At 44.8% G+C, this 23,172-nt stretch carries 20 protein-coding genes and 1 pseudogene; 9 read left to right on the forward strand and 12 right to left on the reverse strand.

The annotated features are described in order from the left end of the window. Positions 1–42: 42 nt before the first annotated feature. Positions 43–609 carry a Crp/Fnr family transcriptional regulator gene (locus P4S58_RS00965; RefSeq protein WP_180980129.1) on the reverse strand — a complete coding sequence of 189 codons (567 nt, stop codon included), beginning with the start codon at positions 607–609 and terminating at the stop codon, positions 43–45. Positions 610–696: 87 nt separating this feature from the next. Further along, on the reverse strand, positions 697–2,658 hold the full coding sequence (cpdB, locus tag P4S58_RS00970; protein ID WP_102962881.1) for a 2',3'-cyclic-nucleotide 2'-phosphodiesterase: 1,962 nt from the start codon (positions 2,656–2,658) through the stop codon (positions 697–699). A 307-nt stretch (positions 2,659–2,965) separates the two neighbouring features. On the opposite strand from cpdB, the gene cobA reads away from it, so the two are divergent. From cobA to cysC, 4 genes are all read left to right on the forward strand, one after another. Then, on the forward strand, positions 2,966–3,847 hold the full coding sequence (gene cobA, locus P4S58_RS00975; RefSeq protein WP_042485254.1) for a uroporphyrinogen-III C-methyltransferase: 882 nt from the start codon (positions 2,966–2,968) through the stop codon (positions 3,845–3,847). Between the two features lie 81 nt (positions 3,848–3,928). Further along, complete coding sequence (gene cysD / locus P4S58_RS00980; RefSeq protein ID WP_042485256.1) at positions 3,929–4,837, forward strand: sulfate adenylyltransferase subunit CysD; 909 nt, start codon at positions 3,929–3,931, stop codon at positions 4,835–4,837. A 17-nt stretch (positions 4,838–4,854) separates the two neighbouring features. Further along, positions 4,855–6,285: a sulfate adenylyltransferase subunit CysN gene (gene cysN / locus P4S58_RS00985; protein WP_102962882.1), complete on the forward strand. Its 1,431-nt coding sequence runs from the start codon at positions 4,855–4,857 to the stop codon at positions 6,283–6,285. Between the two features lie 25 nt (positions 6,286–6,310). After that, a complete protein-coding gene (gene cysC, locus P4S58_RS00990) occupies positions 6,311–6,931 on the forward strand; it encodes an adenylyl-sulfate kinase (RefSeq protein WP_102962883.1) in 621 nt (206 codons plus the stop codon). A gap of 46 nt (positions 6,932–6,977) precedes the next feature. On the opposite strand, the gene P4S58_RS00995 is transcribed toward cysC, so the two are convergent. The 8 genes from P4S58_RS00995 to msrA form a co-directional block, all read right to left on the reverse strand. Continuing rightward, positions 6,978–7,874, reverse strand: coding sequence for a TIGR03899 family protein (locus P4S58_RS00995; protein WP_102962884.1), 897 nt, complete (start codon positions 7,872–7,874; stop codon positions 6,978–6,980). Positions 7,875–8,172: 298 nt separating this feature from the next. Beyond that, positions 8,173–8,673 carry a DUF3299 domain-containing protein gene (locus P4S58_RS01000; RefSeq protein ID WP_102962885.1) on the reverse strand — a complete coding sequence of 167 codons (501 nt, stop codon included), beginning with the start codon at positions 8,671–8,673 and terminating at the stop codon, positions 8,173–8,175. A gap of 13 nt (positions 8,674–8,686) precedes the next feature. Continuing rightward, positions 8,687–9,946, reverse strand: coding sequence for an ABC transporter permease (locus P4S58_RS01005; protein ID WP_102954003.1), 1,260 nt, complete (start codon positions 9,944–9,946; stop codon positions 8,687–8,689). Beyond that, positions 9,943–10,659, reverse strand: coding sequence for an ABC transporter ATP-binding protein (locus tag P4S58_RS01010; RefSeq protein ID WP_102962886.1), 717 nt, complete (start codon positions 10,657–10,659; stop codon positions 9,943–9,945). The genes P4S58_RS01005 and P4S58_RS01010 overlap by 4 nt, the downstream gene beginning before the upstream one ends. A 65-nt stretch (positions 10,660–10,724) precedes the next feature. Next, complete coding sequence (gene zrgA, locus P4S58_RS01015; RefSeq protein ID WP_102962887.1) at positions 10,725–11,387, reverse strand: zinc uptake protein ZrgA; 663 nt, start codon at positions 11,385–11,387, stop codon at positions 10,725–10,727. Positions 11,388–11,444: 57 nt separating this feature from the next. Further along, positions 11,445–11,741 (reverse strand): DUF2607 family protein, encoded by a 297-nt coding sequence (locus P4S58_RS01020; RefSeq protein ID WP_102962888.1) that lies wholly within the window; start codon positions 11,739–11,741, stop codon positions 11,445–11,447. A gap of 126 nt (positions 11,742–11,867) precedes the next feature. After that, on the reverse strand, positions 11,868–12,419 hold the full coding sequence (locus P4S58_RS01025) for a YtfJ family protein (RefSeq protein ID WP_102962889.1): 552 nt from the start codon (positions 12,417–12,419) through the stop codon (positions 11,868–11,870). 116 nt (positions 12,420–12,535) lie between these two features. Further along, positions 12,536–13,174: a peptide-methionine (S)-S-oxide reductase MsrA gene (gene msrA / locus P4S58_RS01030; protein WP_102962890.1), complete on the reverse strand. Its 639-nt coding sequence runs from the start codon at positions 13,172–13,174 to the stop codon at positions 12,536–12,538. 178 nt (positions 13,175–13,352) lie between these two features. Here msrA and tamA point away from each other — a divergent pair. The 4 genes and pseudogenes from tamA (at position 13,353) to P4S58_RS01050 (ending at position 19,690) form a co-directional block, all read left to right on the forward strand. Beyond that, a pseudogene (tamA, locus tag P4S58_RS01035) lies at positions 13,353–15,067 on the forward strand (autotransporter assembly complex protein TamA). Then, complete coding sequence (tamB, locus tag P4S58_RS01040) at positions 15,064–18,846, forward strand: autotransporter assembly complex protein TamB (protein ID WP_102962892.1); 3,783 nt, start codon at positions 15,064–15,066, stop codon at positions 18,844–18,846. Before tamA ends, tamB begins: the two are co-directional and overlap by 4 nt. A 67-nt stretch (positions 18,847–18,913) precedes the next feature. Further along, positions 18,914–19,261: a gamma-glutamylcyclotransferase family protein gene (locus P4S58_RS01045; protein ID WP_102962893.1), complete on the forward strand. Its 348-nt coding sequence runs from the start codon at positions 18,914–18,916 to the stop codon at positions 19,259–19,261. Positions 19,262–19,354: 93 nt separating this feature from the next. Further along, on the forward strand, positions 19,355–19,690 hold the full coding sequence (locus P4S58_RS01050) for a DUF2799 domain-containing protein (protein WP_102962894.1): 336 nt from the start codon (positions 19,355–19,357) through the stop codon (positions 19,688–19,690). Between the two features lie 59 nt (positions 19,691–19,749). Here P4S58_RS01050 and ppa read toward each other — a convergent pair whose 3' ends face one another. Both ppa and fbp read right to left on the reverse strand, forming a co-directional pair. Then, positions 19,750–20,280: an inorganic diphosphatase gene (gene ppa / locus P4S58_RS01055; protein ID WP_042485295.1), complete on the reverse strand. Its 531-nt coding sequence runs from the start codon at positions 20,278–20,280 to the stop codon at positions 19,750–19,752. Positions 20,281–20,539: 259 nt separating this feature from the next. After that, a complete protein-coding gene (fbp, locus tag P4S58_RS01060) occupies positions 20,540–21,550 on the reverse strand; it encodes a class 1 fructose-bisphosphatase (RefSeq protein WP_042485297.1) in 1,011 nt (336 codons plus the stop codon). 260 nt (positions 21,551–21,810) lie between these two features. Here fbp and mpl point away from each other — a divergent pair, with 260 nt between their 5' ends. Continuing rightward, on the forward strand, positions 21,811–23,169 hold the full coding sequence (mpl, locus tag P4S58_RS01065) for a UDP-N-acetylmuramate:L-alanyl-gamma-D-glutamyl-meso-diaminopimelate ligase (RefSeq protein WP_102962895.1): 1,359 nt from the start codon (positions 21,811–21,813) through the stop codon (positions 23,167–23,169). Positions 23,170–23,172 lie beyond the last annotated feature (3 nt).

A 23,172-nucleotide genomic window follows, 5' to 3' on the forward strand; every position in this document is an offset into this window, starting at 1 on the left:
ATTTATCGATACCCATTCTTTTTTAGCTCTGGCTAAAAATATCTAAGCATCCCTTATGCGTGCTTTGATACGGCTTAAACTAATAGGGGTTATCCCTAAATAGGCGGCTATATGACTATCACTGAGCCGCTTCATTAAGTCAGGAAACTGCTGACACATAATTTGATAGCGCTGTTCAGGGCGATACAACAACATAAACCTTTCTTTGTTCTCCTTATGCATCAATTGAGTTTCTAGTAACTTGATATAAAGCGGATGCGAAGTCTCTCTCCACTGGTTCAGGTACATTATTGGCAGGCATAGCAGAGTGACTGGGCTGAGTGTTTCAAGCAAATATGGGCATGGCGTTTGTTTTATTAAGCTTTCAAATCCAATGATCCAGTCCTGTTCCCAATAAAATTCTTTACTGAACGTTTTGCCCTCTTCTGTGAGATAGCTGGCGTGACAAATTCCGTGACTGACAAAATAAAGATGGCTGGCCATTTGTCCTTGATTGACCAGAATGTGACGAGTAGGCAGCTCAAGCGGTGAAGAGACTTCAAATAACTGGTGCGCTTCTTCACTACTAAAACCGTATTCCAGCATTTGTTTTATAAAATTATCGTAGATAGCTTGATCCTGTATCGTCATTACTCTTTTGCCTCGAATAAAAAAGCCGCAGCGGATGCTGCGGCTGATACTTTACGGAATCTGGATTTATTTTTGTAGGTCTATACGGTAAATACCGAAACCTACATCATCCGTTCCTATCAGTTCCATTGGGTACTGACCTTTATCTTTGATGAACTTCGCTGCTTTTTCACTTGGTGACGTTTCGAAGCGAATATCCAGTTTGGTCTTAGACTTAATAGGCGCAAATGACCAGTTATTGTCTGCACTTGGTGTCACTTCACCTTGCTCTTTACTTACGCGAGCAATGTAATCTGCGACTACAGTACGGTTTTCATCTGGTGAATCAAACGCGATGAAATCTGAACCAGTGCCCGGGAACTTGTTGCTGTATGCACGGTAGTTATTAGTCGCAATCAGGAACGTCTGCGCAGTATCAATTGGCTTACCTTTGTAAGTCAGGTTAACAATACGCTGAGAATCAGGATTGATAACTTTACAGTCGCCGTCGTATTTCGCTGGTTTAGTGATATCGATTTGGTAGTTTACGCCATCGATAACGTCGAAGTTATAAGTGCGGAAACCATCCCAATCGATAAGCGATTGCGGCTCACTTGAGTTCACATCAATTTGTTTAAACTGACCCGCTGAACATTCCAGCCACTCTTTAACTTCTTTACCTGACACTTTCAAAGTGACTAGCGTATTAGGGTATAGGTATAAGTCCGCTGCGTTACGGAAAGTCAGTTCACCCGATTCCACTTCAGTAAAGTTTGATGGGTCATTCTTACGACCGCCCGCTTTGAACGGCGCTGCTGCTGAAAGCACAGGCAAACCGTCTAGGTTTGGATCGCCTTGAATAAAGCGTTCTACGTAATCTTTTTGTGCCAAGCTTACGATTTGAACTGTTGGGTCATCTTGTACTAACGCTAGGAAGCTGTACATCACGTCATTCGATTTACCAATCGGTTGGTTAACAAACTCACGAGTACCTTTATGGTCTGCTTCAAGCGCTTTTACGATACCCGCATCCGCTTCAACCAGAGCTTTCTTGCTCGCTTTATCAAAGATAGGACGAGCTTCAGATTGACCATTGGTGACTGCCCACTTGCCATCTTTTTGCTCAAGAGTCAGATCCATTACCCCAACGTGGCTACCCCAACGTCCAGGCATAACAGCTGTCACACCATTGATGGTGCCTTTCTCAATGTCTGCACCAGCAACTTTTGCAAATTCTTTACTTGGGAATACCGCGTGCGAGTGACCGAATGCAATAGCGTCAATGCCTGCTACTTTTGTTAAGTAGTAAACCGAGTTTTCCGCACCTGATTGATACTCTTCGGTAGAGATACCTGAGTGTGGAATCGCAACAATGACGTCAGCGCCTTTCGCTTTCATTTCTGGGATCAGCTTTTCAGCTGTCTTCTTTATGTCGCGGGCAATCACACGGCCATCAAGGTTCTTCTTATCCCACACCATGATTTGCGGTGGAACGAAACCGATGTAACCGACTTTAACTTCGTGTGCTTTGCCGTCAGTATCTTTGAAGGTATGCGTTTTAATGATGTAAGGCTGGAATAGGTGCTCACCAGTTGACGCGTTGTAAACGTTGGCATTGACGTAAGGGAACTTCGCATCGTTGATGGTTTCTTGGAGGAAATCCAAACCATAGTTAAATTCGTGGTTACCAATGTTACCTACATCGTAAGAGAGTTGGTTCATTGCTTTATAGACAGGGTGAACTTCGCCAGCTTTAATACCTTTCGCTGCCATGTAGTCACCCATTGGGCTACCTTGGATCAAATCACCGTTATCAACCAGAATACTGTTGGTTGCTTCTTCGCGTGCTTGTTTTACTAATGTTGCTGCACGAGTCAAACCAATTTGTTCTGATGGCTTGTCTTTGTAATAGTCATAATCCATCACGTTAGTGTGAATATCAGTTGTCTCGATAATACGTAGTTTGATCGTATCCGCCATAGAGGGACCGGCCATGGTCAACAAACCACCTAAAATGGCAATCGATAGAGGTTTGACTGCAACTGTCATTGTGTACTCCAATTGATAGGGAAAGTGATAACTCGATAAATGTATCAAGTTATTATGAAACAATGATTTCATATTCTATAAAAGTGTGATGTTAGGCGTTCAAATGGTCCGATTTGGTGCCAGTTGTCACTATTTCGCCCCAAGATGTCACACTCCTAGTTTCTTAATATAGAAGCTCTTTTTCCCTTTGCTGCCTCCCCATGCCAACTACTTATCAGCTTTTCGAATAAAAAATGAAATTTTAGAATTTCAGGTAATAAGAAGAAGACACCATAATGCTTTCATCAATTGGTAAAGGATGACAATCATGGCTGGCTCAGAAAACGTTTCAACGCTGCCAAAGCAGAAAAAAACACGCTTAGTCGCTGTTGATGGCGCTGCACCAGAAAGCAAATGGACGAGTCTTTCTCGCAGCCAGCTTCAGGCGGGTGAAGTTGCATTAGTCGGAGCAGGACCGGGAGACCCAGAACTGCTGACGATTAAAGCGCTTAACTTGCTGCAACAGGCGGATGTGGTTTTGTACGACTACCTCGTCTCTGACGACATCATGGCTCTGGTTCCAACGGACACTATTTTGGTTTGTGTCGGTAAGCGAGCAGGTCACCACAGCGTTCCTCAGGAAAAAACCAATCAACTATTAGTGGATTTTGCTAAGCAAGGTCATCGAGTGGTTCGCATTAAAGGTGGCGATCCATTTATGTTTGGTCGCGGTGGTGAAGAGCTGGAAGTGTTGTTTGATGCGGGTATTAAGTTTCAGGTCATTCCGGGAATTACCGCTGCCGCAGGGGCGACCGCTTATGCTGGTATACCTCTCACTCATCGTGATTTTGCTCAGTCTGCTCTGTTTGTCACTGGTCATCTCAAAGCTGAAGCGGCGGATATGGACTGGTCTACGCTGGCGCGTGGTAATCAGACTTTAGTGATTTATATGGGGTTGATGAAATCGAGCACCATCGCTCAGCAGCTCATTGAACATGGCCGAAATGCATCAACACCGATTGCGATTATTGAACGTGGTACTCAGTCATCCCAGAAGGTGTTCCGTGGTCAGCTTAGCGAATTGCCCCAGCTTGCCGCTCATGCCGAGTCTCCGTCACTGATTGTGATTGGTGAAGTTGTGGCCTTGGCAGACAAACTTCAATGGTTCAACGACAGCTCAACACGTCAAGAACAGTATCAATACGCATAAATACATTTATTGGTTGGGCTTATTAATTTTATAAACCAAAAGCCCGCCAAGCCATAAGGCAGCTAAAAGGAAGCACGCAAAATGGATCAACAACGCTTAACCCATTTAAAACAGCTTGAGGCCGAAAGCATTCACATTATTCGTGAAGTTGCTGCGGAGTTTGCAAACCCAGTGATGATGTATTCCATCGGTAAAGACTCATCCGTGATGCTTCATTTGGCACGTAAAGCGTTTTATCCGGGCAAAATCCCATTTCCTCTTCTCCATGTTGATACTGACTGGAAATTCCGAGACATGATCGCGTTCCGTGACGCGACAGCGAAAAAGTATGGTTTTGAGCTTTTGGTACATAAGAACCCAGAAGGTATTGAAATGGGCATCAGCCCGTTCGTACACGGTTCTTCAAAGCACACTGACATCATGAAAACTCAGGGCTTAAAACAAGCCTTAAACAAGTACGGCTTTGATGCTGCATTTGGTGGTGCCCGCCGTGATGAAGAGAAGTCTCGTGCAAAAGAGCGCGTATATTCGTTCCGCGATAAGAACCATACTTGGGACCCTAAAAATCAGCGCCCAGAGCTTTGGAAAACCTATAACGGCCAGATTAACAAAGGCGAGAGTATTCGTGTGTTCCCGCTTTCAAACTGGACTGAGCTGGATATCTGGCAATACATCTATCTGGAAAATATCGAAATCGTTCCGCTGTATCTCGCTGCGGTTCGCCCAGTCGTGGAAAGAGACGGCATGCTGATCATGGTGGATGACGAGCGTATGGAAATCCAACCTCATGAAGAAGTCCAACATAAGAGTGTTCGATTCCGTACTCTAGGTTGTTACCCACTAACAGGGGCTATCGAATCAGAAGCCAACACGTTGACTGAGATCATCGAAGAGATGTTAGTCGCTACGTCTAGTGAACGTCAGGGACGTGCGATCGACCATGATCAGTCTGGATCAATGGAATTGAAAAAACGCCAAGGTTATTTCTAAGGATCTAAGGAAATAGAATGAATAGTGCAGTTCAAGCAGAGCTTTTAGAGCTCGGTATCGAAGGTTACCTGAGTCAACACCAACACAAATCGCTACTTAGATTCCTAACCTGTGGTTCAGTAGATGATGGCAAAAGTACTTTAATTGGTCGTCTACTACACGACTCAAAACAGATTTATGAAGATCAACTTGCGGCGGTTCACTCTGACAGTCAGCGCGTTGGTACAACCGGTTCCCGTCCTGATCTCGCATTGCTGGTGGATGGTCTGCAAGCAGAACGTGAGCAAGGCATTACCATTGATGTGGCTTACCGTTATTTCTCAACGCAGAAACGTAAGTTCATCATTGCAGATACTCCGGGACATGAGCAATACACCCGCAATATGGCTACAGGTGCTTCAACCTGTGATTTGGCGGTTATCTTGATTGATGCGCGTAAAGGCGTTTTGGATCAGACTCGTCGCCACTCGTTTATCTCTAACCTGCTGGGCTTGAAGCATTTCATCGTTGCAGTAAACAAGATGGATCTCGTGGATTACTCACAGCAACGCTTTGAAGAGATTCGCGCAGAATATCTGGAGTTTTCTAAACATCTGCAAGGCGAGACAGATATTCAAATCATTCCTATCTCTGCTCTAGAGGGAGATAACGTTGTTGAGAAAGGTGAAAACCTCGGCTGGCATAAAGGTCCTGCACTGCTTGAGCTATTGGAAACAGTCGATATCGATCATGAAAAAGGCAGCGGTGAATTTCGTTTCCCTGTGCAGTACGTTAACCGCCCAAATCTCGATTTCCGTGGTTTTGCAGGGACTATTTCGTCTGGCTCAGTCAATGTTGGTGACAAAATCAAAGCGTTGCCATCAGGAAAAACTTCTACCGTTAAGCGCATTGTAACCTTTGATGGTGATTTAGAGACTGCACAGGCAGGTTTAGCGGTCACGCTGACTCTGGCTGATGAAATTGATATCAGCCGAGGTGATTTGATCGTGCTTGAAAACGCGCAGGTTGAATCAACCAACCATCTGCTTGCCGATGTGGTGTGGATGACTGAGCAGCCGCTCAAAGTTGGCCGTGAGTACGACATTAAGATCGCAGGTAAGAAGAGCGTCGGTCAGATTACCTCTATTCGTCATCAGTACGATATCAATAATCTGTCTACTTTCCAGACTGAAGAATTACCACTGAATGGTATTGGTCTGTGTGAATGGACATTTAACGCTCCGATTGCTTTAGACAAATATCTGGATTGTGCGGATACCGGTGGCTTCATCGTGATTGACCGTCTGACTAACGTTACCGTTGGTGCTGGATTAGTTCGTGACAGTTTACAGAATGTAGCGCAACAACAAGGTCAGTTCTCTGCGTTTGAAGTAGAACTCAATGCATTGATTCGCAAACATTTCCCACATTGGGATGCGAAAGATTTAACTCAGCTGCTAAAGTCATAACAGTCAGAAGAATAAGGAAATAGTTATGGATTCTTCATCAAGTGATAAAGATGAGAATATCGTTTGGCATCAGCACTCGGTAGATAAAAACCTGCGTGCAGAGTTAAAGCAGCAAAAGCCCGCTGTACTTTGGTTTACCGGACTTTCTGGCGCGGGTAAATCGACGATTGCGGGCGCACTTGAGACGCGTCTCGCTCAGTTGGGGTACCACACCTACTTACTGGATGGCGACAATGTTCGTCATGGTTTGTGTTCTGATCTTGGCTTTTCTGAGCAAGACCGCCGTGAGAACATTCGTCGCATCGGTGAACTGGCTAAGCTGATGGCGGATGCAGGGCTTATCGTGTTGACGGCGTTTATTTCACCTCATCGGGCAGAGCGTCAAATGGTGCGTGATTTATTGCCTGAAAGTGAATTTATGGAAGTGTATGTGAACACCTCTCTGGAAGTGTGTGAACAGCGTGACCCGAAAGGCTTGTACAAGAAAGCCCGAGCTGGAGAAATTGCCAACTTCACTGGCATTGATTCCGCTTATGAAGCGCCTCTAGACCCAGAAATTGACTTACCCGCAGGTGACGAGAATATCGATACGCTGGTTGATTTATGCATTGCTGAGATGGCGAAACGCAAAATCATCTTTCAATAGAAATCGCATCAAGTAAAAAGTCAGGCCTAGAGCCTGACTTTTTCTTTTATACGGTGTGGTGAATGGAACTTTTCACGTCGGTATGTACTGTAAATTTCTGATTCAACATCGCGACCACTTGATCGTAATACTGGGAGTTTGGTTTGTGGCCGAGCAGTCGACACAGCTCATTACCCGTTGGACTAAAACGGTAATAGAGCAATCTCACGCCTTTAGTTGACGCTTGCAAGGATAAGCTCGTGCCTTGATAAGTGAGTAATAGTGGCGGGTCCAGTTCAATCTCACCGGATTCCAACTCTGTGGAGTGCACAAGTCCCAGCTCGATTAACACCAGTAAACTGGAGTAGGGAAGCTGGTGGTTACCGATATTAATCGTTGTCACTGAGTCTCTTTTACTGAGGCTGAACATACCACTGGGTACCTTCATCCCAAACAGAAGCTTCAAGCTCGAATCCGTACCAAAACTGCATGCAAGTGCCGCTGCTCGCTGAAGAATTTGCGCCTCTTTCGGCGTCATATCTTTGAGTATTTTTAACGCCTTCATTGAGGTGAACCCTGGATTGGTGGTTTCGCGTTTTAGCACTTGAGCCCAAAGACGTTGCATTGAGGAATTGTGGATGTCTTGTGCCATTTCGAAAAAACGGTAGAGCCAATCCTGATCGGGATCGCCAGCGGTTTCGTTTCTACAAGAGACATGCGCCAGCTTTACAATTTGTTCCAGATTATTCTGCTTCTGAGCTTTGATCTCTTGTTCACGCTTCAATGCGCGTTCTAAAGGTGTTTTTTGCGGTGGAACTTTATGTAGCAGAGCATCAATACCATGTTGTTGAGCGATCGCGTATATACGGCTCGCGCTGTCTTTTACATAGTTAGATTTGTTGTCTTGGCTGTTTTCCGTTGTTGCTTCGTGTTCAATAACAACAGGTTGTTTCTGTTCGGCCATGGGGTCCCTGAGGATGCTACTTTCAGACATGGAATAAAATGTACTCTGTAAAAGTAGAGTCGGCTAGTGAAACTATTGAATAATGTGCATAAATTTGCGCTACCACAAATGATAATAAGTTGTTAAAATTGTTATAGCGTTTGTGAGGTGCTTATGAAGTATTGGAAAGATAATAGATTTAAAAAGCACCTGTCGACAGCTTTACTCTTTGCGGTATACATATCAGTATTGGGATACTTGTCTACCTACATTTCCTAGAGTTTAGTCACTAAACAGGTGCTCAATTTTTTAACAAAATTTACATGTCATCGTATTCGGCTATTTCTGTGCCTTCAATGACATAACCTGTGTCCGCCAGTTCAACGCTCATAGATTCTGTCTTGAGCGTTCCTATCACGTATACCACATCCCAAAGTTGTTGGATTGGCGCTCCTTGTGGGAATTTCACGTAAATAATTTGATTTGGCGGCGGCGGTGGCACATGAATACAGGCTCCAAAGTACGGGACCAACAAAAACTCGGTCACTGTATTCTCATCCCCTTCTAAAGGGATCACAAACCCTGGAATTTTTACCGTGCTGCCGTTTAACTCAGGGCGAACCGCCCCTAGCTGAGATTGCTGTGCCGGCGCGTTTCCATCATGATTTGCGGCTGGCATGCCTTGCTGATTGAACTGGTTGCGCTCACTTTCGGGAACCAAGTCAATCCAATCTAAAGTTAGAATATCCTCAGCGCTTTGAGCTGTCGCTGTAAAAGCTGGTAGCAGTACCAGAATAAAACTTAAAAGCAGTTGTTTCATATTTGTTCCTACACTAGAGCCTGATCGTCATACCATCACTGAGTGACTGTCTGTAAGCTCTGATTGCTGGAATAAACCCAATTAAGATGCCAGCGCTCTGTACATAAGCAAGAAGCTGCCATTCGTAGCGAGTAATTCCATTGAGTTCGATCTGAATACCGTATTGGCTTTCAATTAATGGCGCGGCGATACCCAGCAAGCCATATAAACCGACAAGACCAACAGTAATTCCGAGCAAAGTTAAGACACTTGCTTCACTGACTAGCAGGGAGAATACATGTTTTGGCCTTGCGCCCATAGCCCTCAGTATCGACATTTCACGTCTGCGCTCCTGCAAGCTGGTTAACAGGCTGCTGAGCATACCAAGTAAGCCTGCGACAACAACGAAAATCGATACCGCCATCAACGCTTGCTCAGCTACGGACATCATGCCCCATAACTCGTGTAACGCGACACCCGGCATAATCGCGCTAAGCGGCTCTTTACGGTACTCATTGATTTGTCTTTGCAAAGCAAAGGTCTGAATTTTGGATTTTAAACCGATCATCATGGCAGTGATCTGTTTAGGTTCAAACTGGTGATGCTCCAGTTGAGCTTGGTCTGGTGAATGACCTAAGTGTGCGCCAGATTCCCAACCAACATGGATCGCTTCAATGGCTTGCAGAGAAACGTGCACAGTTTTGTCTACCGGAGTGCCGGTTGGCGCAAGAATCCCTACCACTTTAAAAGGCAAGTTGTCGTGACGACTGAAACCGACATCACTGATACCGTGAGCGATAATGATTTCACTGCCTATGTGATACCCCAGTTTCTTGGCAACATCAGAACCCAAAACCGTCTCAAATAAGCCTTTAAACTCTTTACCTTGAGTAAAAGTGAGTGGTTGCTTACTTCCATAACGGAAGTGTTCAAAATAACTCTGGTTAGTTCCCATTACTCGGAAACCTTTGTGCGAGTCACCCAGTGAAATAGGAATCGCCCACTTAACGGATTTATGCTGACTAAATTCTTGGTAGCTTTTCCAGTCAATATTGTTGGTGGCGTTGCCAATGCGGAATACTGAGTAGAGCAGTAAGTTCACCTGACCAGAACGACCACCGACGATAAGATCGGTTCCTGATACGGTATTGGCGAAACTGCTTTTGGCCTGAGTACGAATACGTTCAACACCCATGAGCAGAATAACGGAAATAGCCACCGTCATGATGGTTAGCAGAGCCGTGGTTTTACGATTAAGTAAACTTTTCCACGCTAAACTGGCGATCACTTTCATTGTTGGTCTCCTGCTCGGTTGAGTGTTGGCAGGTGTATAACTCGCTCAAACAGACTCTCCAATGTTGGATCATGGCTGACAAACACCAGCGTTGAACCAACACGGTTAGCTTCTTCCATCAGCAGTTCAATGAAAGCGCTGCGATTATCGTAATCGAGTGCAGACGTTGGCTCGTCAGCAATAACAATTTTAGGCTCACCAATTAATGCTCTTGCCGCTGCAACGCGCTGCTGCTGACCAATACTGAGGTCAATGACCGGCTTTTCTCGTACCGATTTAGGTAAATGAAGTTTGTCTAATAACTCATGGGCTCTTTGAGCGAGGCTGCCGGTGACATTGCTTTTACGTTGGCTGGAAAACTGGCAGGGAAGAACAATGTTTTCCACTACAGAGAGATAAGGCAGTAAATTAAATTGTTGAAAAATATAGCCAATATTATCGGCGCGAAAGCGGTCTCTTTGACTCGAAGAGAGCTGGGTAAGGTTGCTATCAAGTAGCTGCACTTCACCTTGAGTCGCGACATTGATTCCTGTTAACAGGCTGAGCAGAGTGGACTTGCCGCAGCCACTAGGGCCTTTGATAAATACGTGCTCATTTGCTTTTACGCTTAAGTGTTCAATGTCGAGTGTTGCGCTATCGCTATTCGGCCACTGAAAGATCACTTTATTCAGTTCAATTACTGCTTGGTTTGAATCGATTTGAAAACTGGACATCACTGCTCCCTATAAAAATGGGTAAGTGAGTGCTTACCCATAGGTCGAATTTTATAAAGGATTCTTTACAAAGAAATGATGGTGTTACTCGGTTTTAGTTCCAAAGCGGTCTGTGCTTTGTCTGTCAGTAAGTTCACATCAATTTCCTGAGTTGCAGGGAACTGCTTAAACCACTGAGTTTCGATCTGGCTCAGTTTAACAATGTCATCACAGTGGAAGCTGTATTGAACGGTGAATGAACCGTGTGAGCTGCCTTCTTCATGCTCATGACCTTCGTGCGAGTCATGATCATGGTTTGCGTGGTCATCATGGTCTTTATGCTCATGGTCATCATGTGATTTATGATCATCGTGGTCGTGGTCGTGGTCTTCGTGATCGTGACCTTCATGCTCTTCGTGTTCACCACCCAAATTGTGCTTAACGCTGGCACTTTCGATATGACATTTTGCCGCGGCTGATAAAGTGAAAACAGAATCGGCCTGATTTAATGTTTCTAATGCTTTTGAGAGAACTGCCTGTTGCTCATCGTTCTCAGGGGCATGTTCAAAGCCCACAACATCGGCACCCGGTGCGGTGATTTCCATCAGTAGCTCGTGACCATCCTGTGCAATGTTAAATTCAACATGGCCATGAACATGTGCTTCATGTTGGCGAAATTCATCCTGAGCAAATGCAGAAGTGGCGAAAGCAGCAGTAATGCTGAGGGCTAATAGTGGTTTAGTAAACATCGGAAACTCCAAATAAAAATAGTAATACTGGTTATCAATTGATTTGAACGTAAGTGATTACACTGGAGTTGGCGGTGAACGTGCGAGATAAGCCAAGTACAAGGTCGAGATGTTGGCGATTTGAGTTACAGGATCAAGGTAGTTATGCGAAACCCAAATCGGTAACTCAGGAATATGCTGCGCTAACGCTTGGTTGGCACTATAAAAAAGTTGGCAATGATGCTCGCTGTGATGAACTGGAGAGGCGTCGAGCTGATGTTCAATAAATGCAATATTTAGCCACACCATCAACAAGATAGCCGGAATAGCGACTATCTTAGCTTTAGCGCGTAAAGAGTGCAGGGTCGAAAACATTGACATCACAGAGTTAAAATAAAGAATTGTTATAATATAACAGTAAAAAAATCAGGCAAGCGATGATTTAGGTGAGAAGACGATCTTCTCACCTAATTGTAGGGAGGTTTTCAAGTTGAAAGAGAACTAGAGAGAGACTTTTACAAGCTCTAAAACTTGTTGGATCTCTTGTTCATTTAACGCGCCCTCTTTAACGAACAGCACGTTACCTTGCTTGTCCTGAACGATGATAGCGGATGACTCAGGTTGAAGATCCCAACTCTTTGCTACGTTGCCAGATTCGTCTAAAACAATCGACGACCAAGGGAACTCAAGTTTGCTGTCTTGTGCTGACGACTTAACAAAAGAGCCTGTTCCCCAGATAGCGTCATCCTGATTGATGATGGTCGTTGTTTGATACTCCTGCTCTGGAAAATGAGCAGCAGTAATTGCCGCCATAAGATCAGCGTTCATCGCTTTCGCCGAGCTGCGACCCGCGATGGCTTGGATGATTCGAACTTTGCCTTTCATTTGTTCGCTATTCCAAGCTTGGAAAACTGTGTCTTTACCTTCAACCAGTATTTCGCCGTATGTTTCAACCTTCACGTTTGGCACAGAACTATTCATTTGAATGTTGTGCGCGAACGCGATCGCTGGAGAGCAAGCTAGGATAAACGGCAGTAGTGCTTTCATTTTCATGTGTTTGATTCCTTTATAATAAGCACAGAATGTATAGCACAGAATTTTGAGAGTATTTTAAGGATAAGTAAAAATTGCAGGACGGTGCCTGCAATTTTTTGCTCTGAATAGAGTGATTACTCGCTCAAGCTTGGCGGGAAACAAACACCAGTACCACCCAAACCACAGTAGCCTTGAGGGTTTTTAGCTAGGTATTGCTGGTGGTAAGTTTCAGCAAAGTAGTAAGGACCTGCTGGAAGAATTTCGGTGGTGATCTGCGCCTTCTCCTGTTGTGAAAGAAGTGCCTGATATTCTGCTTTGCTCTGTTCAGCGATAGACTTTTGCTGTTCATCGTACACATAGAGTGCTGAACGGTATTGAGTGCCTAAGTCTCCGCCTTGGCGCATACCTTGAGTTGGGTCATGACGCTCCCAGAAATGGTTAAGCAACTGTTTTAGTGGCAGAACACTAGGGTTGTAAATTACACGAACGACTTCAGTGTGACCTGTGTGTCCTGTGCAGACTTCTTCATAGGTTGGGTTTGGAGTGAAACCACCTGAATAGCCCACGGAAGTCGAAACGACACCTTCTAGTCCCCAAAACAGGCGTTCAGCGCCCCAAAAGCAGCCCATACCAATTAAGATTTGCTCTTCACCGTTTTTTGGCGCTGCGCTCAGGCTTGATTGATTGACAAAGTGAGTGTCTTCGATAGCCATTGGAGTATCACGTCCAGGCAGTGCGGAGTCTGCCGTAACCATAGTTTGTTTATCTAACATGGAACTTCCTTTGTTTTAAAAGCTGGGTTTGAAAATACAGGCTTGCGATGATTATTTTTTTAATTAATAGCTATAGACCTGATAATTGACTGATTTCGTACAGACTATTATGAGCATTGGCGTTATGATTTCACTAACGCTCAACAATAAGCCTAGTATAACGACGCCATAATTAAGCATGAGACGAAAATCATTACCAGTGCTATTCGCCGCTTTACTCTTTTCTGCTGCTTCTTTCGCCAAGGTTAGCTTGGAGATTGATGGCCTAGAAAAAGAGCTAAAAGATAACGTCGATGCTTATCTCTCTTCGATTCCCGAATCTGATTATTCCACTCAGTTACGCTTTCAATCGCGTTTGCAAAAAAATATCGTTGAGGCGCTCAATGCACTTGGTTATTACCACCCGCAAATCGATTTTGAAGTTAAAGAGTCAGGCTCTGTGCTGGCTGTTCATGTCGACGCTGGTGAAGTGACGCGACTAGAGCTGGTTGACATTGTGATCACAGGTGAAGCTGAAAATGACCCCGATTTTATCCGAGTGATTGGTCAAAGTGGTCTTAAACAAGGTGAGCCGCTGAATCATGGTAAATACGACAGTTTAAAATCATCGTTACGTAACTTGGCGCTGCAAAAAGGCTATTTCAACGGCAATTATATTACCAGCCGTCTGGAAGTTGCTCCTGAACTCAATCAAGCTTTTATTCGTATTCATTATGACAGTGGCATTCGATATCAATTTGGCGCGACGAGCGTAGAAGGAAGTCAAATTGATGAGAATCGTGTCGCTTCGTTGCAGCCATATAAAGAAGGTGACCCATATTTGGTGTCTAAAGTCGGCGAACATAACCAGAACCTGTCGAGTACCGAATGGTTTTCTTCAGTATTTGTCGAGCCGGACTTAAACAATTTGGACGGTGGTCGTGAGCTGCCGATGAAAGTCTCTGTGGCACCACAGGCGCGCAATAAATTTGAAACGGGTCTTGGCTACTCCACAGACGTTGGGCCCCGAGGCACGTTTAAATGGAAGAAGCCTTGGATCAACTCGCGCGGACACAGCTTTGACAGCAGCTTTTCTATTTCAGAGCCAGAGCAGTACATTACTGCCGGCTATAAAATTCCGTTGGAAGATGTTCTGCATGAGTATTACCGAGTTCAGTATGGCTTGAAGAAGGTCGATAACCGCGATACGCAAAGTCTGGAGTCCAATCTATCTGTAGAAAGACATTGGCTAGTGGACAGTGGTTGGCACCGAACCATGTTTGTTCGTTACCTTATCGAAAGCTATGAACAAGGTGTGCTGGATGATGTTGGGCAATTCGTGTTGCCCGGTTTTACCTTTAGTCGTACCAGAGCCCGCAACAGTGGTTCATTGATTACTTGGGGTGACAAGCAAACCGTTACGATAGAATATGGCTCAGACTCATTTGTGTCAGAAACGAATGTGGTACGGGTTTTAGCGGGAACGTCTTGGATTCGTACCGCTGGTGAAAATCATCGTGGCGTGTTCCGAATGGGTGGGGGGCTAACTTTGTCGAGGACTTCGATAAATTGCCGCCTTCTTTACGTTTTTTCGCTGGTGGTGACAATAACTTACGTGGTTATGAATATGAGTCGATTTCACCTCGGGACTCCAGTGGTGCATTGGCTGGTGCGAAATATATGGCAACTGGCTCGGTGGAATATCAATATCGTCTAGCAGGAAACTGGTGGGGAGCGGTATTCGTCGATGGCGGTGATGCGTTTGATTACACGCCCAGATGGAAAACGGGTACGGGTTTTGGTGTTCGTTGGGTATCTCCAGTGGGGCCACTTCGTCTTGATTTTGCATGGGGACTGGAGTCTGACCCCGGTGAGCGTTTCCGAATTCACTTCTCATTAGGGCCAGAGCTATGATTAAGCTGGCTTTGAAATGGAGCAAATGGATTTCTCTGGGGGTGATAGCACTGCTGGTCGTCTTAGTGCTGTCTGTTGCAGGGCTTTTTTTTACTAATACAGGGCTTAATTTTGCCTTGTGGGGTGTAAATCAATTTGTTCCACAGCTCCAAGTGAAATCAACCCAAGGCTCTTTGTTCCCAAGATTCACTTTAAATGAAGTGAGCTTTGTTGATCCTTCTTTGAATGTTGATATGCAGTTGCAAAGTGCAACTCTGGCGATCAATGGCAACTGCTTTTTAGAACCTTCAGTTTGTATTAATGACATTAGTCTTTCGGGGATGAAGTTCTCTTTGCCGTCTGTTCCAGAAACGTCAACCACAACAGATGAACCAAGTTCGGAGCCACTGACGAGCATTACGACACCAGTGCCTATCCGTCTCAATCGTCTAACGCTAAATGACATTGATCTCGATATCTTAGGCAATCGTGTGGTTTGGCAGCATTTCTCTACTCAAGCTTCGTTTCAAGGCAACAACCTCACCATAGGGAAAACCTTATGGAATAAGATTGATGTCACGTTGGCGCAAAGCCAAGACGAGCCTCAGGCTGAAAAAGCTGAACCCCAACAAAAAGCAGAGCCTACAGCCCAAAGTGAACCTCAGGCGATAGCGTTACCGGATGTATTGATACCGCTGAGAATTAATTTAGCGCGGTTAGACATTAATGACTTCACGCTTCACCAAGAAACACCTGTGGTGGTGAATCATCTCGGCCTCAAAGCTACGGCTTATCAATACGATGTGTCGGTTGATACGTTGGAACTTGATACCCCAGAAGTGGATGCTCAGCTAAAAACCAAAGTAAAACTCAAAGATAACTATCCTCTGTCGTTAGATTTGACCTCGAAAGTCAAGTTAGCTGAAGCAAAGGGGCAAGCTCTTAGTTTGAATGCATCAGGCAGTGTGGCGGATTTAAGTGTACAAGCTGAACTGACCGATCTGGCAAAAGCCAGTATTAAAGCAAAATTGCAACCGTTGGATCCTCAATTGCCGTTTGATATCGACATAAAAGATCTGCACGGACAATGGCCGCTGGTTGGCAAAGGGGATTACTTTATTGATGCTTCCCATTTCTATGGTAAAGGTTCGCTAGAGCACTATCAGTTTGGCCTAGTCGGGCAACTGAAAGGGAAAGATCTGCCAGATGTTGCGATTGACACCAAAGGTGAGGGGAATCTAAGTGAAATCGCCTTAAGTGATATACAGATTGATACACTCGGCGGACGTATTCTCGGAGAGATAAAAGCCAATTGGAACGAGCCGATTAACTGGCAAGCAAAGCTGGACATGAATCTAATTCAGCCCGGTCTGCAATGGCCAGAAGCGGAAGGTATTGTCAGTGGTGAAATCGAAACATCAGGCGAATTGACTAGCCAAGGCGGTTGGATAGTGAAAGTTCCGCAACTCTCCGTCAATGGTTTAGTGCGTGATTATCCGTTGCATTTAAATGGTCAGATTGATGCTTCAGATATTTCAGGTAAAGGGCGATATGAGGTTACTACGCAGGGAATCAATCTTGCCCATGGTCCAAATAAGGTCACGGCTAAGGGTAAGCTAGATAAAGAGTGGCGAATGTCTTTGTCACTTAATTTGCCGGATTTGTCTAAAAGCGTGCCGGATCTTAAAGGCAAAGTGATTGGTGATGTATTACTGCGTGGTGCAATGAGCGAGCCGCAAATCAAACTCTCTTTGGATGCAGACTCTATCGCTTGGCAGCAAGACGCCAAGGTGAAGCACGTTACTTTAACGGGCAGTGTGACGCCATTGCCTAAGCCGCAAGCTGACTTACGCCTAAAGGTGACTCTGGCGTCTTATCAAGATCAATTAATCAATTCCGTAGTGATGCGTTTTAGCGGTGAGCAGAAAGAGCATGAACTCACTCTGGACGTTCAATCTGACATTGTATCGACCAGTTTAAACATTCAAGGCGGTCTTAAAGATAAGCCATCATTGTTGTGGGATGGTCAGTTAAACCGTATGACGCTGGAAACTGAGCAAGGTGTCTGGGCATTGGATAAACCGATGAGCATTAATGTGGATGTTGATAAACAAAACGCCACTCTTGCTGCTCACTGCTGGACTCAGTCTGGCTCGTCGGTATGTCTCGACAAGCCTTCCACCGTGGGTGAAAGCGGTGAAGTTCAGCTTTCTGTAAATCAGTTCGATTTCTCGCAAGTCAAAGCATTCATGCCGCCAGATACCAATATCGATGGCGAGGCGAATGCGACAGTTTGGGCAAAATGGCAAGCAAACCAGCCTCCTCAGGCTAAGCTAGAATTGAATTTACCTAAGGGCTCTGTAAGACAAAATCTAGAACAGCCGTTAACTGTGGGGTGGGATAAAGTCTCTCTACAAGCCTCTCTCATTCGTAATCGTCTGCAAGCTTATTGGAATGTCGATATGACGGACAATGGCGACTTGTCTGGGAAAGTTATCATTGCAGACGTCACCAAAGAAAACAAACGCATGGAAGGGGATCTCAAGCTCTCCACATTTAACTTAGATTTTCTTGCACCTTTGGTGGGAGAATACAGCTCTCTGAAATCGAATATTGAATCTGATCTCAAGTTTAAAGGCGACATGCTTCATCCACAGGTCGACGGTGTGCTAAGCGTTGATGGTATTCAGGTGAAAGGGGATATTTCTCCGGTAGAAGTTGAATCAGGTCTCGTCACTTTGACTTTCAAAGGTTATCAGGCAAGTTTAAATGCCAATGTGCTGACACAAGATGGTGAACTTGAGATCACAGGGGATGCAGACTGGCAAAACATCGATGATTGGAGAGTGAATAGCCACGTATTTGCCAAATCATTGCTGGTGGATTTACCACCGATAGTCAAAGTTAAAGTTGTACCAGATCTGACACTGAACATGCAGCCAAAGTTGGCTAAAGTTACTGGAAATATTGCGTTGCCTTGGGGACGCATAGTTGTCGAAGAATTACCACCAAGTGCGGTGAGTGTATCAAAAGATCAGGTATTACTGAATGAGGACTTAACGCCAGTAAGTGAACAGAATACGCTGCCGTTTGATATTGAAACGGAAGTGTCGATTACTATTGGCGACGACTTCAAGCTAGAGGCGTTTGGTCTGGAAGGCGATTTGGTAGGCCGTGTCAACGTTGTTCAAAAGGATAAGGGGCCACTGGTTAACGGTGAGATCAATATCCAAAACGGTAAATATCGCTCCTTTGGTCAGGATCTGGTTATTCAAGAAGGGAAGATTTTAATGAATGGCCCTGTCGATCAGCCTTATCTGTCGATCAAAGCGATTCGTAATCCAGAAAATACACAAGATGAAGTGATTGCGGGCGTACAGGTTACCGGCCCTGCTAACGAGCCTCTTGTTTCGATATTCTCAGAACCGAGCATGCCTCAAGCAAATGCTTTGTCATACTTACTGCGCGGGCAAGATATCGACAGTGAAACTGGTGGCGATGCTATGACCACCGCATTGATAGGCTTGAGCCTTGCGAAAAGCGGTAAAGTAGTGAGTGAAATCGGAAGTGCTTTTGGTGTACAAGACTTGAAGCTGGACACGGCTGGATCCGGTGATGATTCTCAGGTGACGGTAAGTGGTTACATTCGTCCGGGGCTGCAAGTAAAATACGGCGTAGGTATTTTTAACTCGGTAGGGGAGTTTACAGTCCGCTATCGTTTAATGACAGATTTGTATGTGGAAGCGGTATCTGGCTTAGATAGTGCGGTTGATCTGCTGTATCAATTTGAATTGAATTGAATTGAATTGAGGCTGTTATACCCATTAGTCTTACGCTGACTCGGGTGTATATCTTAAGGAGAAGTAAGTGCAACATTTAGTTTTTGTTTATGGCACTTTACGCCAAGGAGAAAGCAATCATAGCTTTTTGGAAAGTAGTCAATTGCTGGGGCAATACGTTACCAAGCCAGAGTATGCACTTTATGACTTAGGACCTTATCCGGGTTTAATCGAGGGGCACCATACTATTTCTGGAGAAGTGTATTTGGTGGATGAAGAGACGTTGGCTAAGTTGGATATTTTGGAAGACGTTCCAGTGGAGTATCGCCGAGATACTATAGAAACGCCTTTTGGCATTGCATGGATATACATCTATCAAGAATCGACTTCACAAGAGGCTCTCATTGACTCTGGAGACTGGTGTCAACGAGTGTAAAGGATTGCTTTACTCTCTTTTACAGTAACTGTACGGAAAAATGCATTAGTTAACCCTAATATATATACGGTTACTTGATAAAGGAGATATTCCATGAAAACGCAATGGTTAGCAGTGGTAGTAGTCGCGATTCTTGCAGGTTGTAGTGCACAGCCTGATACTGCATCTTTCACATCTGCAGATTGGCAAGCATACGGTTATGAAGAAGGCGCAGCAGGTCGAGTGCAGCTTACATCTGTAAACGGCGATAGTGGCGCATATACACAAGGTTATGAGCTAGGTCTTCAAGAATACTGTGAGCAAGATGCTTTTGAACTAGGTAAATTACAACGTCCTTATCGTGGTGTTTGTGACACTGTGAACCCAGATTTTCGAGCAGCTTACGTTGAAGGAACTTGGTGGGATCACGGTGCAGACATTTCTGATTAATCCATTTTTCAGCCAAAAAAAGCCAGCGAAATGCTGGCTTTTCCATTTGTTCGGTACGCTTATTTTTGCTGTGCGCGTTCGTATGAAGTTTTGATCTCTTCACGAGCTGCAGCTGCGTCTTCCCAACCTTCAACTTTCACCCATTTGCCAGCTTCAAGGTCTTTGTAACGCTCGAAGAAGTGAGTGATTTGTGCTTTTAGAAGCTCTGGAAGGTCGTTCACATCTTGAATGTGGTTGTATTCTTTAGAAAGTTTCTCGTGTGGTACAGCGATAACTTTCGCATCTTCACCAGACTCATCGCTCATTTTTAGTACGCCAACTGGGCGGCAGCGAATTACTGAACCAGGCATTAGAGGGAATGGCGTTGGTACTAATACGTCTACTGGGTCACCGTCTAAAGATAGAGTGTGGTTCACGTAACCGTAGTTACATGGGTAGAACATAGGAGCAGACATGAAACGGTCTACGAATACAGCGCCAGAATCTTTGTCTACTTCGTATTTGATTGGGTCTGCGTTAGCTGGAATTTCGATGATAACGTAGATATCGTCTGGAAGAGATTTGCCTGCTGGCACATTGTTTAAGCTCATTAAAGGTTTCCTTTTCGTTAGCCGGACTTCAAGAATCAAGACTTATTGTTATACATGTTATGTGTGGGCATCAAAGGGCCGCGACATAGCAAAGGCTAGAGTTTACCCGTAAATGAGTCGATCCCCAAGCAAACCTAAGTCTAATTGATGCAATTGTAGGTCAAAAAATGCGTAATTGATTGATGAAAGAGAGATAAAAAAAGCGCCTTTGTAAGGCGCTTTCTCGTCAGTCAGTTATAACTGTTCATAAGAATAGTTCTTAGTCTGGGTAGTTCTCTAAGAACTCTTCGACTTTGTCGACCATAGTTGGGCTACCAACAAAGAAAGGCACACGTTGGTGCAGTTCGGTTGGTTTGATATCAAGAATACGATTCTTACCATCAGAGGCAATACCGCCAGCCTGTTCCATCAAAAATGCCATTGGGTTGCACTCGTACAGAAGGCGTAATTTTCCATTTGGATGGCTCTCTGTGCTCGGGTACATATAGATGCCGCCTTTCAGCAGATTGCGGTGGAAGTCAGCAACCAAAGAGCCAATATAACGTGATGTATAAGGACGATTATCTTCAGGTACATTCTCTTGGCAGAATTTTATGTATTTCTTCACGCCAGTCGGGAAGCGGATGTAGTTACCCTCGTTAATCGAGTAAATCTTACCGCTTTCTGGAATACGCATATTTTCATGCGATAAACAGAAAGAACCAATCGAAGGGTCATAGGTAAAGCCATTGACACCGTTACCTGTGGTGTAAACCAACATGGTCGAAGAGCCGTAAATCACATACCCTGCAGCAACTTGTTTGTGGCCCGGTTGTAAGAAGTCTTCTGCTGTCGGTGGAGCGCCGACCGGAGAAATACGACGATAAATGGAGAAAATTGTGCCAACGGATACGTTAACATCAATGTTTGACGAGCCATCAAGCGGATCCATCAAGACAACGTATTTCGCATTTTTGTTGAGGTCTTTATTAAAGGCTACAGCTTCATCTTCCTCTTCACTGGCTACGCCACAAACTTGGTCACGCGCTTCAAGCGCGGCTTTAAATTTGTCGTTGGCATAAACATCCAGTTTTTGCTGCTCTTCACCTTGCACATTATCCTGACCAGATGCACCTGTGATATCAGCAAGGCCAGCCTTGTTGATTTCACGGTTTACAATCTTCGCGGCAAGACGAATAGAAGCCAGTAGGGACGATAGTTCACCACTTGCATGGGGGAAGTCGTGTTGTTTCTCAACAATGAACTCACCAAGGGTGCGCATCTCAGACATGTTATTTCCTTAACACTATATTTTCGGGGGATTTTTAGTGGGGCTGTGAGGTGTTCTCTGTTGGAACTTTTTTTGACACGCGCGCCCGCAAAGAGTTTAGGTCTTTTATCTTTTTACGGGTACTGAACTAACTGCTTGATATCTCATTTTTTATGTCGACTTATTACAAATTACATTGCTCTGATCTTCGATGCTCGCTTTTACGATGCGAATGAGGATAATGGGAGCCAATACAGTAAAGCGTGAAGAGATTAAGCTCTATGCATATTCATATCTTAGGAATTTGTGGCACATTCATGGGTGGCGTTGCGATGTTGGCGCGTCAGTTGGGTCACAAAGTTACCGGTAGCGATGCCAATGTTTATCCGCCAATGAGCACCATGCTCGAGTCGCAAGGGATCGAAATAATTGAAGGTTTTGACACTACCCAGTTTGAGCCGAAGCCTGACTTGGTGGTGATTGGTAACGCGATGAGTCGTGGTAATCCATGTGTTGAATATGTGCTGAACAACAATTTACGTTATGTTTCAGGACCGCAGTGGTTACAAGAGTTTCTTTTGCATGATCGTTGGGTACTGGCTGTGTCAGGAACACACGGCAAAACGACTACGTCCAGCATGCTGACATGGGTGCTTGAGCACTGTGGCTACCAACCGGGCTTTTTGGTTGGCGGAGTACTGGGTAATTTCGGTGTTTCAGCGCGTTTGGGCGAAAGCATGTTTTTTGTCGTGGAAGCTGATGAATATGACAGTGCTTTTTTCGACAAGCGTTCTAAGTTTGTTCATTACCATCCTAGAACATTGGTGATGAATAATCTGGAGTTCGATCATGCAGATATCTTCGACAATCTTGAAGCGATCAAGCGTCAATTCCATCATTTAGTCAGAACTGTGCCGGGTAACGGTCGTATCTTCGCACCAATGCAAGATGAAGCATTACAAGATGTTTTGCAGCGTGGTTGTTGGAGTGAAACTGAGTTCAGTGGTGATAATGCTGACTGGCAAGCGGAAAAGATCACTAAAGATGGCTCTCAGTTCCATATTCTGTTTAAAAACACACGTGTTGGTACGGTTAAGTGGGATTTAGTGGGTGATCATAACGTCAGCAATGCTCTGATGGCTGTAGCTGCGGCGCGTCATGTAGGAGTCACGCCTGATCTGGCTTGTGAAGCCTTGGGATCTTTTGTCAACACCAAACGCCGCTTAGAGCTCAAAGGTGAAGCAGCGGGGGTGACTGTGTATGACGATTTTGCTCATCATCCAACGGCGATTGAACTGACTTTAGATGGTCTGCGCAATAAAGTTGGTGACAAGAAAATCATCGCGGTATTGGAACCTCGTTCAGCGACAATGAAGCTGGGTGTACATAAAGAAACCTTGGCTCAGTCACTTCACGCGGCAGATTCGGTTTACTTGTTCCAGCCAGCAACGATCCCTTGGTCTGTTCAGGATGTGGCTGAGCAGTGTGCACAGCCGGCTCAGGTCAGCGATAATATTGATGAGTTCGTTGCAATGATCTGTTCTGAAGCACAAGTCGGCGATCAGATTCTGGTGATGAGTAACGGTGGCTTCAATGGTATTCACGATAAGTTACTCACAGCACTCAAAGCTAAACAGTAGAAT

It is taken from the genome of Vibrio sp. Hal054, assembly GCF_037162405.1.
Classification (GTDB): Bacteria; Pseudomonadota; Gammaproteobacteria; order Enterobacterales; family Vibrionaceae; genus Vibrio; species Vibrio diazotrophicus.

Coding starts and splice junctions, on each gene's coding strand:
- zrgA (WP_102962887.1), bottom strand. CDS start 11,387: ATGTTTACTAAACCACTATTAGCCCTCAGCATTACTGCTGCTTTCGCC.
- fbp (WP_042485297.1), bottom strand. CDS start 21,550: ATGTCTGAGATGCGCACCCTTGGTGAGTTCATTGTTGAGAAACAACAC.
- mpl (WP_102962895.1), top strand. CDS start 21,811: ATGCATATTCATATCTTAGGAATTTGTGGCACATTCATGGGTGGCGTT.
- P4S58_RS01000 (WP_102962885.1), bottom strand. CDS start 8,673: ATGAAACAACTGCTTTTAAGTTTTATTCTGGTACTGCTACCAGCTTTT.
- ppa (WP_042485295.1), bottom strand. CDS start 20,280: ATGAGCTTAAACAATGTGCCAGCAGGCAAATCTCTTCCAGACGATATC.
- cobA (WP_042485254.1), top strand. CDS start 2,966: ATGGCTGGCTCAGAAAACGTTTCAACGCTGCCAAAGCAGAAAAAAACA.
- cpdB (WP_102962881.1), bottom strand. CDS start 2,658: ATGACAGTTGCAGTCAAACCTCTATCGATTGCCATTTTAGGTGGTTTG.
- P4S58_RS01020 (WP_102962888.1), bottom strand. CDS start 11,741: ATGTTTTCGACCCTGCACTCTTTACGCGCTAAAGCTAAGATAGTCGCT.
- cysC (WP_102962883.1), top strand. CDS start 6,311: ATGGATTCTTCATCAAGTGATAAAGATGAGAATATCGTTTGGCATCAG.
- tamB (WP_102962892.1), top strand. CDS start 15,064: ATGATTAAGCTGGCTTTGAAATGGAGCAAATGGATTTCTCTGGGGGTG.
- P4S58_RS01010 (WP_102962886.1), bottom strand. CDS start 10,659: ATGTCCAGTTTTCAAATCGATTCAAACCAAGCAGTAATTGAACTGAAT.
- P4S58_RS01005 (WP_102954003.1), bottom strand. CDS start 9,946: ATGAAAGTGATCGCCAGTTTAGCGTGGAAAAGTTTACTTAATCGTAAA.
- cysD (WP_042485256.1), top strand. CDS start 3,929: ATGGATCAACAACGCTTAACCCATTTAAAACAGCTTGAGGCCGAAAGC.
- P4S58_RS01025 (WP_102962889.1), bottom strand. CDS start 12,419: ATGAAAATGAAAGCACTACTGCCGTTTATCCTAGCTTGCTCTCCAGCG.
- P4S58_RS01050 (WP_102962894.1), top strand. CDS start 19,355: ATGAAAACGCAATGGTTAGCAGTGGTAGTAGTCGCGATTCTTGCAGGT.
- cysN (WP_102962882.1), top strand. CDS start 4,855: ATGAATAGTGCAGTTCAAGCAGAGCTTTTAGAGCTCGGTATCGAAGGT.
- msrA (WP_102962890.1), bottom strand. CDS start 13,174: ATGTTAGATAAACAAACTATGGTTACGGCAGACTCCGCACTGCCTGGA.
- P4S58_RS00995 (WP_102962884.1), bottom strand. CDS start 7,874: ATGGCCGAACAGAAACAACCTGTTGTTATTGAACACGAAGCAACAACG.